Below are 14826 nucleotides of genomic sequence, written 5' to 3' on the forward strand. Positions count from 1 at the left end.
CGCCGGGCCACCGGCTTCGGCCCACGCCGAAGCCGGTGTAACGTCACATCAGCACGATCAGCGAGCGGGGCGACAGGGTCAGCTCGGCATCGGCCTTGAGCCCCTTGCGACCTTCGTCCGAGCTCGGACCCGTGTCAGTGTCGAGAACCACCGACCACGACCCCTTTTTTACCCGCGGCGGAATCTTGAAGGGAACATCGCCGTCGAAGGCGTTGAAAAGAATCAAGGCTTCGTCCCCGCCCTGCTCGACGTCTGGCATGTGCATCAGCAGGCCGATGGCGAGCACGCCCTCGTCGTCCCAATGCTCTTCCTGCTGGTCGCCGCCGGCGGGATTGACCCAGCGCAGCAGGCAGCCGTCACGGAAGGAGGCGCGCCGGAAGATCGGGTGGTCGGCCCGCAGCTGCGTCACACGCTGGACGAAGCGGGTCAGAGCATGGTCGCGCTCGGTCAGCTCCTCCCAGCGCATCCAGGCAATCTCGTTGTCCTGGCAATAGACGTTGTTGTTGCCGCGGTTCGAGTGGCCGTGCTCGTCGCCCGCCAGCAGCATCGGCGTGCCGTGCGAGAGCAGAAGCGTCGCGAGCAGGTTGCGCTTCTGACGCTCGCGCGCCGCGATGATGCCCTCATCCTCGGTTGGGCCCTCGACGCCGAAATTGAAGGACAGGTTGTGGCCGTGGCCGTCATTGTTGTCCTCGCCATTCGCCTCGTTGTGCTTCTCGTTGTAGGAGACGAGATCGTTGAGCGTGAAGCCGTCATGGGCGGTCAGGAAGTTGACGCCCGCCCAGGGCCGGCGCCCGCGCAGATCGTAGATGTCGCCCGAGCCGGTGATGCGCGCGGCGAGATCGCGGATGATGCCGGGTTCGCCCTTCCAATAGGCGCGGGTGGTGTCGCGATACTTGTCGTTCCACTCGCCCCAGCCGGGCGGGAAGCCGCCGACCTGATAGCCGCCCGGACCGATGTCCCAGGGCTCGCCGACGAGCTTCACCTTGCGCAGGACCGGGTCCTGGCCGATCGCGTCGAAGAATCCGCCGCGCTGGTCGAAGCCATGCGGCTCGCGCCCGAGAATGGTGCCGAGATCGAAGCGGAATCCGTCGACCTCCATGACCTCGACCCAGTAGCGCAGCGAATCCAGGATCATCTGCAGCACGCGCGGATGGCTCGTGTTGACCGTGTTCCCGGTGCCGGTGTCGTTGATGTAGAAGCGCGGCTCGTCCGGCATCGTCCGGTAATAGGCGAAGTTGTCGATGCCCTTGAAGGAGAGCGTCGGCCCCATCTCATTGCCTTCGGCCGTGTGGTTGTAGACCACGTCGAGGATGACCTCGAGCCCGGCATCGTGGAACTTGCGGACCATGTCGCGGAAGGAGGCGAGATGCGCCTTGCCTTCGTAGCGCTGCATCGGCGCGAAGAAGCCGATCGTGTTGTAGCCCCAGTAGTTCGTCAGATTCTTGGCGGCGAGGTGATGGTCGTCGAGATAGGCATGCACCGGCAGGAGCTCGACCGAGGTGACGCCGAGGCTCTTGATGTAATCCACGACCGCCTTCTCGCCGAGCCCGTCGAAGGTGCCGCGAAGATCCTCCGGCACCGCCGGATGCAGCTTGGTGAAGCCGCGCACATGGGTCTCGTAGAAGATCGTCCGGTCCCAGGGGATGACGGGACGCGCCGGCGGATTGGGATCGGCGCGCCAGTCGCAGACCACGCATTTGGGCATGAAGGGCGCGCTGTCGAGCTCGCTGAAGGTCAGATCCTTCTCGCGCTCGGCATCGACGACATAGCCGTAATGGGCGTCGTTCCAGTCGACTGAACCGGCATATTCTTTCGCGTAAGGGTCGAGCAGGAGCTTGTTCGGGTTGAAGCGATGCCCCTCTTCCGGCGCGAAGCGGCCGTGGACGCGATAGCCGTAGCGCTGCCCGGGCTTCACCCCGGGCAGATAGCCGTGCCAGATCTCGTTGGTGTATTCCGGCAGCGTGATCCGCGCCGTCTCGGTCTCGCCGCTCTCGTCGAAGAAGCACAGTTCCACGCGTTCGGCATGGGCCGAGAAGATCGCGAAATTGGTGCCCTCGCCGTCATGGACGGCTCCCAGATCGGTGCTGTCGCCCGCTTGGACGTCGAATTGCGTGGCCTTGCCGTCGGACATGGGATCCCCTGAACGGATCAGGCCGGACGGGCGCCGGCGGCATCATGCCGCGTTCTCCCCGTCACATCTTCGTCGCGAGCCTGCCGCAGACCGGTCAACGTGACCGGGCGTCGGGCGGTTCCGGCAGCCGGCCCCGAATTTGCATGAAATTTTTGCAGTGCACCGAGGAACATTGCACCGCCGAACGGGTTGGGGATCACAGCTGCCTGGGGGATGCGGAATGGCCGAGACGCTGAAGGAACCCGGGACCGACGGCGGGCCCTCGACCTCGGGTCATGCGCTGACCTACGCCCCAGTCGTCAAAGACGGGCTGTCGGAAGCTACGGCCCGTCTTCCCGGCTCGACCAAGCTGCTTTTCGTCACCTCCGAAATGGGCGACTTCATCAAGGCCGGCGGCCTCGGCGAAGTCTCGATGGCTCTGCCGCGACAATTGCGCAGCCTTTGCGACGTCCGCGTGCTGCTTCCCGGCTTCCGCCAGGTCCGCTCAGCCAGCCCGGCCATGGACATCGTCCGCGCGATGCCGCGCACGGCGGGCCTGCCGCCCTGGTCGCTCGGACGCTTCAGGACCGCTGACGGCCTGACCATCTATGCGGTGCTCTGCGACGAACTCTACGACCGCGAGGGCTCGCCCTACGGCCCCCATTCCGGCGGCGACTTTCCCGACAACGACATCCGCTTCGCGCGCCTGTCGCTGGCGGCAGCCGAGATCGCGGCCGGCGAGGCCGACCCGAACTGGAAGCCTGACGTCGTTCACGTCAACGACTGGCCTTCCGCTCTGGCGCCCGGCTACATGCGCTGGAAGGGCCTCGCCACCCCCTCGATCCTGACGATCCACAACCTCGCCTATCAGGGGCTGTACCAGCCGAGCCGAATGGCGGCGCTGGGCATCCCCGACCTCGCCTTCTCGGTGAATGGCGCCGAGTTCCACGGCAAGATCTCCTTCCTCAAGGGCGGGATCTACTACAGCTCCCATGTCACCACCGTCAGCGAGACCTATGCCCGGGAGATCACCAGCGCCGAGCATGGCTGCGGCCTGGATGGCCTGCTGCGGCTGCGCATGGACGAAGGGCGGCTGACCGGTATCGTCAACGGCATCGATGACAGCTGGACCTCGCCGCTCGCCGACGCCACCCGCGGCATCCGCCAGTGGAAGCGCCGCAGCGCCGCCGACATCCGCAAGACCTTCGAGCTGCCGCCCTCGCGTGGGCCGTTGTTCTCGATCATCTCGCGCCTCGTCCACCAGAAGGGGATCGATCTTTCGATCGAGGCGGCCGAGACCATCATTGGCAATGGCGGCCAGCTCGTCGTCACCGGCCGCGGCGAGCCGCGGCTGGAGGACGCGATCGAGCGCCTCGCCCGCCGCCACCCGCAGGCCGTCGCGGCACGGATCGGCTTCGACGATGCGGAGGCGCGACGCATCTTTGCCGCCAGCGACTTCCTGCTGATGCCCTCGCGCTTCGAGCCCTGCGGGCTCAGCCAGATGTATGCCCAGCGCTCCGGCGCCCTGCCCATCGCCTATCGCACCGGCGGGCTGGTGGACACGATCGAGGACGGGCGCTCCGGCTTCCTGTTCTCCTCGCTGACCGGCGCGGGGCTGGCTTCGGCCGTCACGCGGGCCTTCGACGCCTTCCGTTCGAAGGCCGCCTTCCTGCAAATGCGCCAGCACGCCATGGCCAAGCGCTTCGACTGGGGCGGCCCCACCAGCCGCTATGCTGACGTCTATGCAAGGGCTCTGGCCAGCTGAGAGCGGCCGGCGCAATCGTTTCACGATCGTCGGAGCACAGCCGACCGTTGCGGCGACCGGCCGGATCACCCGTTGTTGGACTGCATCGGCGGCCCATCGCCGCTCTGGGCCGACCGCGCCCAACGACGAAAGCCGGCCCGTCGTGAGACGGCCGGCTTTGGAGCGTTGTGCTCCCGAATCTTAGGTCTTCGACGTCGAGGGCTTGGCCTTGGTCGAAGCCGCCTTGGCCGGGCTCTTGGGAGAGGCTTTGGCGGGCTCAGCCTCGGCCGCCCTGTCGGCGCTAGCCTTGCCCTTGGCAGGAGCGGCCGCTTTCGCTGCCGTTTTGGCCGATCCCGACCCCGCGGCCGAACTTTTGCCCGGTGCCTTGGCCTTGGCGCCTGCATCCTTGCCGCAGCTGGCGACGACCCGCTCCTCGGCCATCCGCCAGTGCTGGGCGTCGCGGCCCTGCGGTTTGCCTTCCGCCTCCCAGATGGCGTAGGCCACGTCGCGGATGGTCTGCTCCCGGCTCATTCGGCATCCTCCCTCTGAAATGCCAGCATTGCAGTGCGACAACCGTGCCGGCTGCCGATGGTTCCCTGCCCTTGGAGCGCGACGGGAATCGCCGGAGAATGCAGGCCGTAGCGCGGAACGCGGGCGGGCTTCGCTGCGTTGCATCATCGACGATTCCCCGCCGCGGGTGGAGTCGCATTCGCGATGGAGCCCGACCGGATGACGCGCCCGATGCCGCCCAGACTGCCCAGCCTTCCGGCGCGCGACATCGAACAGCTGAAACAAGGCCGCCATCCCGATCCCTTCGCCATTCTCGGCCGGCACCGTCACGACGAGATCGATCTGGTCCGCACCTTCCTGCCTGGCGCGAATTATGTCGAGCTGATCGTGGATGAGGGCGGTCAGCGCCGGGCGCTGCCGATGGTCGGACAGGGCGACGGCCTGTTCGAGGCGGCGCTGCCGCAGGGCGCGCCCTATCGCATTCGCGCCGCCTGGCCGGGCGGCATCACCGAGACGGCCGACCCTTACAGCTTCGGATTGCTGCTCTCCGACGACGATCTTTATCTCGCCGCCGAGGGGCGCCATTTCGACCTCGCGACGCGCCTCGGCGCCAATCTACGCGAGATCGACGGCGTCGCCGGCGTACTCTTCGCCGTCTGGGCGCCCAATGCCGCCCATGTCGCGGTCGTCGGTGATTTCAACGGCTGGAACGCAACCCGCCACCCCATGCGCCGCCGCCTCGGCGCCGGGATCTGGGAACTCTTCATCCCGGGCGTCGAAGCCGGCGCCGTCTACAAATATGCGCTGATCTCCGGCTCGGGCGAGGCGCTGCCCTGGAAGGCCGATCCGCTCGCCCGGCGCACCGAACTGCCTCCGCGCACCGGCTCCGTCGTCGCCGAAGCACCGGCCTTCGCCTGGACGGATTCCGACTGGCTAAAGGCGCGCGAAACCGTCGACCCCATGACGGCGCCGATGACGACCTACGAGGTCCATGTCGGCTCCTGGCTTCGCACCGAATGGGGCCAGATGGGCTCCTGGGACGAGGCGAGCGAGCGCCTGATCCCCTATCTCCAGCATATGGGCTTCAGCCATGTCGAACTGATGCCGATCACCGAGCATCCCTTCGGCGGGTCGTGGGGCTACCAGCCGCTTGCCCTCTTCGCGCCAACGGCGCGTCTGGGGGCCCCCGAATCCTTCGCCCGCTTCGTCGACCGCTGCCACGCCGCCGGCATCGGCGTGATCCTCGACTGGGTCCCGGCGCATTTCCCTTCCGACGAGCACGGCCTCGCCCGCTTCGACGGCACGGCGCTCTACGAGCACGAGGATCCGCGTCAGGGCTTCCACATCGACTGGAACACGCTGATCTACAATGTCGGGCGCAGCGAGGTCCGCGGCTTCCTGATCGCGTCCGCCCTGTTCTGGATCGAGACCTTCCATCTCGACGGTCTGCGCGTCGATGCGGTCGCCTCGATGCTTTACCGCGACTACAGCCGCAAGCCGGGCGAATGGGTGCCAAACCATCTCGGCGGCCGCGAGAATCTGGAAGCCGTCGGCTTCTTCCAGGAGCTCAACACGCTGGTCGGCGCGCGTGGTCGTGGCGCCGTCACCATCGCCGAGGAATCGACCGCCTGGCCGGGCGTGACGCGGCCGGTTCATCACGGCGGGCTGGGCTTCCACTTCAAATGGAACATGGGCTGGATGCACGACACGCTGCGCTACATCGCGCACGACCCCGTCCATCGCGGCTATCACGGCGACGACGTCACCTTCGGCCTCGTCTATGCGTTCTCCGAGAACTTCGTGCTGCCGATCTCCCATGACGAGGTCGTGCACGGCAAGGGCTCGCTGATCTCGCGCATGCCCGGCGACGACTGGCAGCGCTTCGCGAATCTGCGGCTCTATTTCGCGATGATGTGGACCCATCCGGGGAAGAAACTGCTGTTCATGGGCTGCGAGTTCGGCGCCGACGACGAATGGTCCGTCGACGCGCCCTTCCCCTGGCCTCACCCCTATGACGAGCGCCGGCAGGGCGCCTCGCGCCTGGTGCGGGATCTCAACGCCCTCTACCGCGCCACGCCGGCCCTGCACCGGCTCGACCACAGGCCCGAGGGTTTCGCCTGGATCGTCGCCAACGACAGCACCAATGCCGTCTTCGCCTTCAGCCGCGCCAGCCGTCCGGGAGCCGCCGAGGTTCTGGTCGTCGCCAACATGACGCCGGTGCCCCGGCACGACTATCGCATCGGCGTCGCGCATGCCGGTCTTTGGCGGGAGCGGCTCAACAGCGATGCGGAGGTCTATGGCGGCTCCAGCCTCGGCAATGGCGGTGCGGTCGCGACGCAGGCCGTTGCAGCCCATGGCAGCGCCCAGAGCCTGTCGCTGACGCTGCCGCCACTCGGCCTGCTCGTTCTGGAACACGACGCGTCGGCGGCTCCGCCCGCCCTGCCCCCGCCTGGCGAGGCATGATGATCCGCCGCCCTGCCGCCACCCCGACCTGACCGAACCTGCAAGCGGAGCCCCGCATGAGCGACGACATTCTCCGCCAGCTCGCCGTCAAGGCCGGGATCGCCCCGCGCTGGACCGAGCAGAACGGGGCGGAGCGCGAGGTCTCGGCCGAGAGCCTGCGCTTCATCCTGAAGGCGCTCGGCCTGCCAGCCGGCACCGACGCCGATCTGCGGCAGTCGCTCGCCACCGTCGAGGCCGGGGCGAACCTCTCCGCCCAGTCCCGCTTCACCACGGCCCGCACCGGGCAGACCGTCGTGCTGCCGGTCGCCGCCCAGGCGAGAAGCCCGGTGGAACTGACGCTCGACGGCGGCACCCGCCGCACCGTGCGTTCCGAGGAAGGCTATGACGGCTCGCTGACACTGCCGGCCTTCGACCGGCCCGGCTATCACACGGTCCATCGCGACGATGGCGATTTTATCATCGCGACGGCGCCCGAACGCTGCATCACCTTCGCCGATCTGAACGGCGGGCGGGCCGGCTTCGGCCTCGCCGCCCAGATCTATTCCCTTCGCTCGCCGCAGGACGGTGGCATCGGCAACTTCGCCGGTGTCGCGGCGCTGGCGAGAAAGGCTGCGGCGCACGGAGCCGATGCGCTGGCGATCAGCCCGGTCCACGCGCTCTACGGTGCCTCGCCCGAGCATTTCAGCCCCTATTCGCCCTCGACCCGCCTCTTCTACAACCCGCTCCACGCCGATCCCACCGCCGTGCTGCCCGAGGCGCTGCTGCGCGAGGTGATCGCGCGCGAAGGCCTGGGCGAGGAGATGGACCGGCTCGCGACGCTGCGCCAGATCGACTGGCCGGCCGCGACAATCCTGCGCCAGCGGCTGCTTCGCGCGCTGTTCGAGGCCCTGCGCGCACCCGACGGCAGCGGCGGCCAGGCCCGTGCGGCGCTGGATCGGGCCCTGGCGGAGGCCACGCCGCTGCTGCGCTCCCACGCCGTCTTCGAGGTGCTGCACGCCGCCCAGCTGCGCCGGGATCCGCGGGCCTGGAGCTGGCGCTCCTGGGAGGCCCCGTTCCGCGACCCCGACGGTCCGGCCGTCGCGGCCTTTGCGGCCGAGCACGCAACCGAAGTCGAATATCAGATATTCCTGCAATGGCTCACCGCCTGCTCCTATGGCGCCGCCCAGAGCGCCTGTCGCGAGGCGGGCATGAAGGTCGGTCTGATCGCCGATCTCGCCATCGGCATGGACGCATCGGGCAGCCATGCCTGGAGCCGCCAGCACGAGGTGCTCGGCGGGCTCAGCGTCGGCGCCCCGCCCGACTACTACTCGGCCGAAGGACAGAGCTGGGGCCTGACGACCTTCTCGCCGCGCGGTCTGGCAGCCAGCGGCTTCGCGCCCTTCATCGAGACGCTGCGGGCGAGCCTGCGCCATGTCGGCGGTATCCGCATCGACCATGTCATGGGGCTCAGCCGGCTCTGGCTGGTGCCGGAAGGGGCGTCTGCGCTGGACGGCGCCTATGTCGCCTTCCCCTCCGAGACACTGTTCCGGCTCGTCGCGCTCGAATCCTGGCGCCATGGCGCCATCGTCATCGGCGAGGATCTCGGCACCCTCCCCGACGGCTTCCGCGACGATCTGCGCCGCCAGGGCGTGGCCGGGCTGCGTGTGCTGCGCTTCGAGAGAACGGATCACGGCTACATTGCCCCCGAGCATTGGGATGCCGGTGCTGCGGCTCTCACGACAACCCATGACCTCGTCCCCACCGCCGGCTGGTGGGCCGGCAGCGATCTCGAGCCGACGGAGGACGGCGTTGATCACGAGGGCATCCGCGCCTGGGACCGTGGCGTGCTCTGGGGCGCCTTCGAGCAGGCCGGCGTCGCCGAGGGCGAACGCCCGGCGCCGGAGGACACCGACCCTGTCGTCGATGCCGCGATCCGCTTCATCGCCCGCACGCCCTGTACGTTGAAGCTGCTGCCGATCGAGGATGCGCTCGGCATCCGCACCCAGCCCAATGTGCCGGGCACCACGACCGAAAAGCCGAACTGGCGCCATCGGCTCGATGGCGAGGCGGGGTCGCTGCTGGACGACGAGCGCGTGAAACGGCGCCTGGCCGATCTCGGGCCACCGCGTCCGGAGGGCTGAAGACCCTCAGGCGGCCCGGCTCTCGACGATGCCGGCGATCGCCTCGAGCAGGCGGGTGTCGTCGCCCGCCAACCCCTCCATCGCCGCCATGCGCTGGATCACGGTCGCGGCCACCGCCTCCTCAACCGTGTCCTCGGCATAGGCGTAGAAGATCGTCGCGTGCTGGCCGTCGCGATGGCAGCGCCCCTCGATCTGCTGCAGCTGGATCGCGCTGTGGCGCATGTCGTGAATGACGAGCGAGCGCTCGCGCTCGCCGCCCGGCATCTCGCCACGGTGCAGCGAGATCGACTCCGTCACGGTGAAGATCACCGCGTCGAGCTGCCCGGTCTGGAAGGCGATCCGCGTGTCCTCGTTCTGGAGGCCCGAGCGCTCGCCATTGATCTCGCCGACGCGCCAGCCGCGCCCGCGCAGCGCGTCGGCCAGCATCGCGCTGGTCTCGAGGAAGGCAACGGAGACTGCGACCTGCTCGTCATTGCCGAGCAGATCGTCGCAGAAATCCACCGTGCCTTGGATGCGCAGCAGGCTCGCCTTCTGGCGGAATCGCAGATCGGCCGCCCAGCCCTGCGGTTTGCGCGTCGACCCGCCGGCGAGGCCGAGTTCCTTGCGGAACTCCCGCCAGGTCGCCTCGTAGAGCTTGCGTGCGGCGGCATCCAGCGCGACCGGGGCGAGCTCGCGCTGCACCTCCGGCCAGCCTGCGATCTCCTCCGGCCGCCGACGCAGCCCGATCGCCCGCGGGCCGCGATAGAGCAGCGCCGCCATCCGGGCCCGGTCGGCCTCGTTGGGCTCCCAGCTCCAGTTCTTCCAGCGGCCCCTCGCCTTGCCCATCTTCAGCCGCTTCATCAGCTGGCGGAACCCGTCGAGATCCGCGCTCGGCATGTCGGCGGCGCGCGCCAGCAGCGGCCCGAGATAGGACAGCTCGTGCGGCGACTGCCCGGCGGTCGCACTCATGTAGATGGTGAAGGAGGCGGCGGCCGCCATCTGCCGGCAGACCAGCCCCTGCTGCGAGTTGGGATTGCGGATGCGGTGCGCCTCGTCGATCACGACCAGCGGCCAGATTCGTTTGGGCACGCCGAGCTTGGCCAGCTCGTTGTTCTTCGCCCGCACCGAGCGCTTCTTCGAATCCGGCGGCGGCGCCAGCAGCGACTTCGTCTTCTCGAAATTCATCAGCGTGACGCGTTTCGGCGGCAGGCCAGACAGCGCCATGGTGCGCCGCCATTGCGGGATCGCGCCCTTGGGGCAGATCACCAGGATCTCGTCCTCCGGCATGGCCGAGAGCGCGAGCCAGGCCGAGAGCGTCTTGCCGAGTCCCGTGAGGTCGCCGAGCAGGAAACCGGGCGCTCCGCCTGCGCGCGCCGCGAGGATCGCCGCGCAGGCGACGCGCTGATGCTCATGTGGCACCATCGGCCGCTCCGCGTCCGTCATAGGGCGCACAGCCGTCGCGCGCCATCGCCGGTGGCCGATTCTTGCATGGCTATGGCAATATCAACGCCCGGCGCCCCCGGCAACGGGATCGCCTTCCTCCGACGCCCCCAGACAGCGAGCTTCCATGACCCGCGCCCAAGCCATCGCGCATGCGCAAGACTATTTCGACACCGGCGCTTTCAAGAGTGACCTCGGCCGTCTCATCGCGATGCCCACCGAAAGCCAGAACCCGGACCGGGCGCCCGTCCTGACGGAGTATCTCGAGCGCGAGATGCGCCCGCTCTTCGAGGGGCTGGGCTTCGAATGCCGCATCCTGCACCACCCCAAGGCCAAGGGCCCCTTCCTCTTCGCCCAGCGCATCGAGGGTGAGAGCCTGCCGACGATCTTCGGCTACGGCCATGGCGACGTCATCCGCGGGCTCGACGCGCAGTGGAGCGAAGGCCTCTCGCCCTGGACCCTGACCGAGCGCGACGGCCGCTGGTATGGCCGCGGCGTCGTCGACAACAAGGGCCAGCATGTCATCAACATCAATGCCTTGCGCGCCGTTCTTGAATCGCGCGGCAAGCTCGGCTTCAACGCCAAATACCTGATCGAGATGGGCGAGGAATCCGGGTCGCCGGGCCTGCGCGAGCTCTGCGCCGACGAGGCCGAGCTGTTCCGGGCGGATGTGCTGGTGGCCTCGGACGGGCCGCGGCTGAATGCCGAGCGGCCCACCGTCTTCCTCGGCGCGCGCGGCGTCATCACCTTCGACCTCTCGATCGTGGCGCGCGAAGGCGGGCATCACTCGGGCAACTGGGGTGGCATCCTCTCCGACCCGGCGATCCAGCTCGCCCACGCCATCGCCTCGATCACCTCCCCGACCGGCCAGATCCGCATCCATGAATGGGTGCCGAAGGAGCTGCCGCGCGCCGTGCGCGAGGCGGTGTCGGATTGTGTCATCGACGGCGGACCCGACGGCCCGGTGATCGATCCGGGCTGGGGCGAGCCCGATCTGTCGCCGGCCGAGCAGGTCTTCGGCTGGTGCTCCTTCGACGTGCTGGCGATGAAGTCAGGCGTGCCGGAAACGCCGGTCAACGCCGTGCCGCCAAGCGCCTGGGCGCGCTGCGCGCTGCGCTTCGTCGTCGGCATCGATCCTAAGGACGTCGTGCCGGCGCTGCGCCGCCATCTCGACCGCCACGGCTTCAAGATGGTCGAGATCATCATGCCCGGCGCGGAGCGGTTCGGCGCGACGCGGCTCGACCCCGAGGATGACTGGGTGCGCTTCACCCTCGCCTCGATCGCACGCAGCACGAACAAGAAGCCGGCCCTGCTGCCCAATCTCGGCGGCTCGCTGCCGAACGACATCTTCGCCGAGGTTCTGGGGCTGAAGACGATCTGGGTGCCGCATTCCTATCCCGGTTGCTCGCAGCATGCGCCCGATGAGCACGTGCCCGTCGAGCTTGCGCGCGAGGCGCTCGGCCTGATGGCGGGGCTCTACTGGGACATCGGGTCCGGCGAAGCGCCGCCCGTCTGAGGCCTACTCCAGCGGCTGTCGCGGATCCCGGTCCGGCGGCATGTCGTAAGGCGTGGCGGGCGGGGCTTCCGGCGGCGCGTTCGGCGGCAGTTCCGGCGGCGGCTCGGTCGGAATGCCCAGCGGCGCCTCGTCGGGCGGCATCTCGACTGGCGGCGCCGGCGGCACCTCGCCCGGCGTCAGCGGCGGGGCCTCCGGCGGCGGCGTCGGGATGGCGGGCGTACTGCCCGGATCGGCCTGGGCCTGCAGATCGTTCATGCGCAACTCCTCGCTTCGCGAGGCAACGCGCCAGCCGCCATTTCGTTCGCGCAAATGAAAACGACGCCGGCTCACGCCGGCGTCGTTCGATTGTCTGGGCTGCGGTCGCCGCTACTTGAAGGAGGGCGGCGCGGTGAGGTCGAAGGCCGGCAATCCGCCACCGCCAGGCCCGCCGATGCCGGGGATCTGGATCGAGTCGAACTGCTTGTCGATCGCCTTCTGGTCGAGCTGCACGGCCGATGCCTTGTAGTGCATCACCATCTGCGGGAAGGTCACGACCAGCGCCACCATGATGCACTGGATCACCACGAAGGGCACCGCCCCCCAGTAGATCTGGCCGGTGGTGACCGGCTCCATCATCGTGCCGGTGACCTTGTCGCGATAGCGGTCCTTCGGCGCCACCGATCTCAGGAAGAACAGCGCGAAGCCGAACGGCGGGTGCATGAACGAGGTCTGCATGTTCACGCCGAGGATGACGCCGAACCAGATCAGGTCGATGCCGAGCTTTTCGGCAGCCGGCCCGAGCAGCGGGACGATGATGAAGGCGAGCTCGAAGAAATCGAGGAAGAACGCCAGCAGGAACACCATCACGTTGACGACGATCAGGAAGCCCGTCGCGCCGCCCGGCAGGCCGACCAGCAGATGCTCGACCCAGAGATGGCCGTTCACGCCGTAGAAGGTCAACGAGAAGACGCGCGCGCCGACCAGAATGAAGAGCACGAAGGCCGAGAGCTTGGCCGTCGATTCCGTCGCCTGCTTCAGCAGGTCGAAGGTCATGCGCTTCTTGCCATAGGCGAGCAGGATCGCTCCCGCCGCGCCCATAGCGCCGCCCTCGGTCGGCGTCGCGACGCCGATGAAGATCGTGCCGAGCACCAGGAAGATCAGCGCCAGCGGCGGCACCATCACGAAGATCACCTGCTCGGTCATCCGCGAGAGCAGGTTCAGCCCGAGCAGCTTGTTGATGATCGCGATCACGAAGGAGATGCCGACCGCGATCGACATCGTCAGGATGACGAAATCGGCGCCCGCCTGGACCTTCGTGAAGGTCTTCATGATCGCGTAGGCCGCGCCGAAGGCGATGATCGTGATCACCAGTAGCGAGCGCCGGCGGGTCTGGCCGTCGGCATCGCGCAGCGTCTGCGCCTCCGCCGGCAGGCCGGGCGCGCGGTTGGGATAGATCATCGTGACCAGGAACACGTACCCGGCATACATCGCCGACAGCACGAGGCCCGGGATGAAGGCGCCCTCATACATGTCGCCGACCGAGCGGCCGAGCTGGTCGGCCAGCACGATCAGGACGAGCGAGGGCGGGATGATCTGCGCCAGCGTGCCGGACGCCGCGATGACGCCGGTGGCGAGGCGCCGGTCATAGCCGTAGCGCAGCATGATCGGCAGCGAGATCAGGCCCATCGAAATGACCGAGGCCGCGACGACGCCGGTGGTGGCCGCGAGCAGCGCGCCGACGAAGATGACCGCATAGGCGAGACCGCCGCGGATCGGCCCGAAGAGCTGGCCGATCGTGTCCAGCAGATCCTCCGCCATGCCCGAGCGCTCGAGGATGAGGCCCATGAAGGTGAAGAACGGGATCGCCAGCAGCACGTCGTTGTTCATCGTGCCGTAGATGCGCTCCGGCATCGCCTGCAGGAAGTTCTCCTGGAACAGGCCGAGTTCGATGCCGACGATCGCGAAGAGCAGGCCGTTGGCGGCCAGCGCGAAGGCCACCGGATAGCCGAGCAGCAGGAACACGACGAGCGCGGCGAACATCACCGGCGCCATGTTGACGCGCAGGAAGTCGCCGAGGCCGGCGGCATGGGCCTCGCCCGTATGCAGGCCGAGGAAGGCGACGAGGGAAAGCGCCAGCAGCAGGCCGGTAGCGCGGGAGAGACGGGAAACGGTCATGGTGGCGATCCGGCGGTCGTTCGGGTTGCTCACGAGGCCACCCCTTGCTGCTTGGCCTGCTCCAGAAGGCGGTGCGCCTCGGCTTCGGCCGCGGCGGCATGGCCGCGCAGCGTCTCGTCATCCTCGAGATGGCCGCGCATGATCGCGACCTGCTTGATGATCTCGGAGACGCCCTGGATCGCCAGCATCACGAAGCCGATGACGACGAGCCCCTTGGCCGGCCACTGCGCCAGACCGCCGGCCGAGAGCGACTGCTCGTTGATGGCGTAGGAGCGGACGAAGAACGGCCAGGAATGGTAGATCATCAGGATACAGAACGGCATCAGGAACAGCGTGTGGCCGATGAGGTCGATCCAGCGCTGCACGCTCTTGGGCAGCAGGCCGTTCACGATGTCGATGCGGATGTGCTCCTTCACCTTCAGCGTCCAGGCCGCGCACATCAGGAACACAGCGCCGAACAGCATCCATTGCAGCTCGAGCCAGGCATTCGACGAAACGTTGAAGGCCTTTCGGATGATGGCGTTGACGGCAGCCACCAGCACGGCGACGAGGATCAGCCAGGCGATTTTCTTGCCGATCTGCTCGTTGATGGTGTCGATGACACGGCTGAGCTGGAGTAGTCCCTTCACGTCGGTGCTCCCAATTCCCGTGCGGCGCCTTGTTCTGCAAGCAGGCCCCGTCCGCGTTTCGGTTATAGGAAGGCCATGCAGCACACAAGCGCCGAGGCGGCTCCGTCCCACGGCGATCTGCCCTGATTTTCGGCATCATCTCGCCTGTCCTGGGCCTCCGA

Annotated in this window: 10 protein-coding genes; 4 read left to right on the forward strand and 6 right to left on the reverse strand. The window is 68.0% G+C overall.

Annotated features, from left to right (window positions below; genetic code table 11):
* Positions 1–43: 43 nt before the first annotated feature.
* Positions 44–2131, reverse strand: coding sequence for a glycogen debranching protein GlgX (glgX, locus tag ACFPN9_RS06820; protein ID WP_377816033.1), 2088 nt, complete (start codon positions 2129–2131; stop codon positions 44–46).
* Positions 2132–2351: 220 nt separating this feature from the next.
* Between glgX and glgA the strand changes: the two genes are divergently transcribed.
* Positions 2352–3875 (forward strand): glycogen synthase GlgA, encoded by a 1524-nt coding sequence (glgA, locus tag ACFPN9_RS06825; protein WP_082734932.1) that lies wholly within the window; start codon positions 2352–2354, stop codon positions 3873–3875.
* 180 nt (positions 3876–4055) lie between these two features.
* On the opposite strand, the gene ACFPN9_RS06830 is transcribed toward glgA, so the two are convergent.
* The gene (locus ACFPN9_RS06830) at positions 4056–4385 is read right to left on the reverse strand and encodes a DUF2934 domain-containing protein (protein WP_066720607.1); all 330 of its coding nucleotides are present in this window, start codon (positions 4383–4385) and stop codon (positions 4056–4058) included.
* A 210-nt stretch (positions 4386–4595) separates the two neighbouring features.
* On the opposite strand from ACFPN9_RS06830, the gene glgB reads away from it, so the two are divergent.
* Both glgB and malQ read left to right on the forward strand, forming a co-directional pair.
* Entirely contained in the window at positions 4596–6827 is a 2232-nt protein-coding gene (gene glgB / locus ACFPN9_RS06835; RefSeq protein ID WP_066720686.1) for a 1,4-alpha-glucan branching protein GlgB, read from the forward strand.
* Between the two features lie 56 nt (positions 6828–6883).
* Positions 6884–8947, forward strand: coding sequence for a 4-alpha-glucanotransferase (gene malQ / locus ACFPN9_RS06840; RefSeq protein ID WP_066720604.1), 2064 nt, complete (start codon positions 6884–6886; stop codon positions 8945–8947).
* 6 nt (positions 8948–8953) lie between these two features.
* On the opposite strand, the gene ACFPN9_RS06845 is transcribed toward malQ, so the two are convergent.
* Positions 8954–10348 (reverse strand): SNF2-related protein, encoded by a 1395-nt coding sequence (locus tag ACFPN9_RS06845; RefSeq protein WP_245282299.1) that lies wholly within the window; start codon positions 10346–10348, stop codon positions 8954–8956.
* Between the two features lie 145 nt (positions 10349–10493).
* On the opposite strand from ACFPN9_RS06845, the gene ACFPN9_RS06850 reads away from it, so the two are divergent.
* Positions 10494–11882, forward strand: a complete 1389-nt coding sequence (locus tag ACFPN9_RS06850) for a M20 family metallopeptidase (RefSeq protein ID WP_066720598.1) — start codon at positions 10494–10496, stop codon at positions 11880–11882.
* A gap of 3 nt (positions 11883–11885) precedes the next feature.
* Here ACFPN9_RS06850 and ACFPN9_RS06855 read toward each other — a convergent pair whose 3' ends face one another.
* The 3 genes from ACFPN9_RS06855 to ACFPN9_RS06865 all read right to left on the reverse strand — a co-directional run bounded on the left by ACFPN9_RS06855 (position 11886) and on the right by ACFPN9_RS06865 (position 14665).
* Positions 11886–12137 carry a hypothetical protein gene (locus tag ACFPN9_RS06855; protein ID WP_066720595.1) on the reverse strand — a complete coding sequence of 84 codons (252 nt, stop codon included), beginning with the start codon at positions 12135–12137 and terminating at the stop codon, positions 11886–11888.
* 111 nt (positions 12138–12248) lie between these two features.
* The gene (locus ACFPN9_RS06860; protein WP_066720685.1) at positions 12249–13913 is read right to left on the reverse strand and encodes a TRAP transporter large permease; all 1665 of its coding nucleotides are present in this window, start codon (positions 13911–13913) and stop codon (positions 12249–12251) included.
* A 152-nt stretch (positions 13914–14065) separates the two neighbouring features.
* On the reverse strand, positions 14066–14665 hold the full coding sequence (locus ACFPN9_RS06865; protein WP_066720592.1) for a TRAP transporter small permease subunit: 600 nt from the start codon (positions 14663–14665) through the stop codon (positions 14066–14068).
* Positions 14666–14826 lie beyond the last annotated feature (161 nt).

The sequence above is a fragment of the Allobosea massiliensis genome, assembly GCF_042655245.1.
GTDB lineage: Bacteria > Pseudomonadota > Alphaproteobacteria > Rhizobiales > Beijerinckiaceae > Allobosea > Allobosea massiliensis.

Excerpts from the sequence above, each read along its gene's own strand:
- glgX (WP_377816033.1), bottom strand. The coding sequence starts at position 2,131 with ATGTCCGACGGCAAGGCCACGCAATTCGACGTCCAAGCGGGCGACAGC.
- glgA (WP_082734932.1), top strand. The coding sequence starts at position 2,352 with ATGGCCGAGACGCTGAAGGAACCCGGGACCGACGGCGGGCCCTCGACC.
- ACFPN9_RS06830 (WP_066720607.1), bottom strand. The coding sequence starts at position 4,385 with ATGAGCCGGGAGCAGACCATCCGCGACGTGGCCTACGCCATCTGGGAG.
- glgB (WP_066720686.1), top strand. The coding sequence starts at position 4,596 with ATGCCGCCCAGACTGCCCAGCCTTCCGGCGCGCGACATCGAACAGCTG.
- malQ (WP_066720604.1), top strand. The coding sequence starts at position 6,884 with ATGAGCGACGACATTCTCCGCCAGCTCGCCGTCAAGGCCGGGATCGCC.
- ACFPN9_RS06845 (WP_245282299.1), bottom strand. The coding sequence starts at position 10,348 with ATGGTGCCACATGAGCATCAGCGCGTCGCCTGCGCGGCGATCCTCGCG.
- ACFPN9_RS06850 (WP_066720598.1), top strand. The coding sequence starts at position 10,494 with ATGACCCGCGCCCAAGCCATCGCGCATGCGCAAGACTATTTCGACACC.
- ACFPN9_RS06855 (WP_066720595.1), bottom strand. The coding sequence starts at position 12,137 with ATGAACGATCTGCAGGCCCAGGCCGATCCGGGCAGTACGCCCGCCATC.
- ACFPN9_RS06860 (WP_066720685.1), bottom strand. The coding sequence starts at position 13,913 with ATGGCGCCGGTGATGTTCGCCGCGCTCGTCGTGTTCCTGCTGCTCGGC.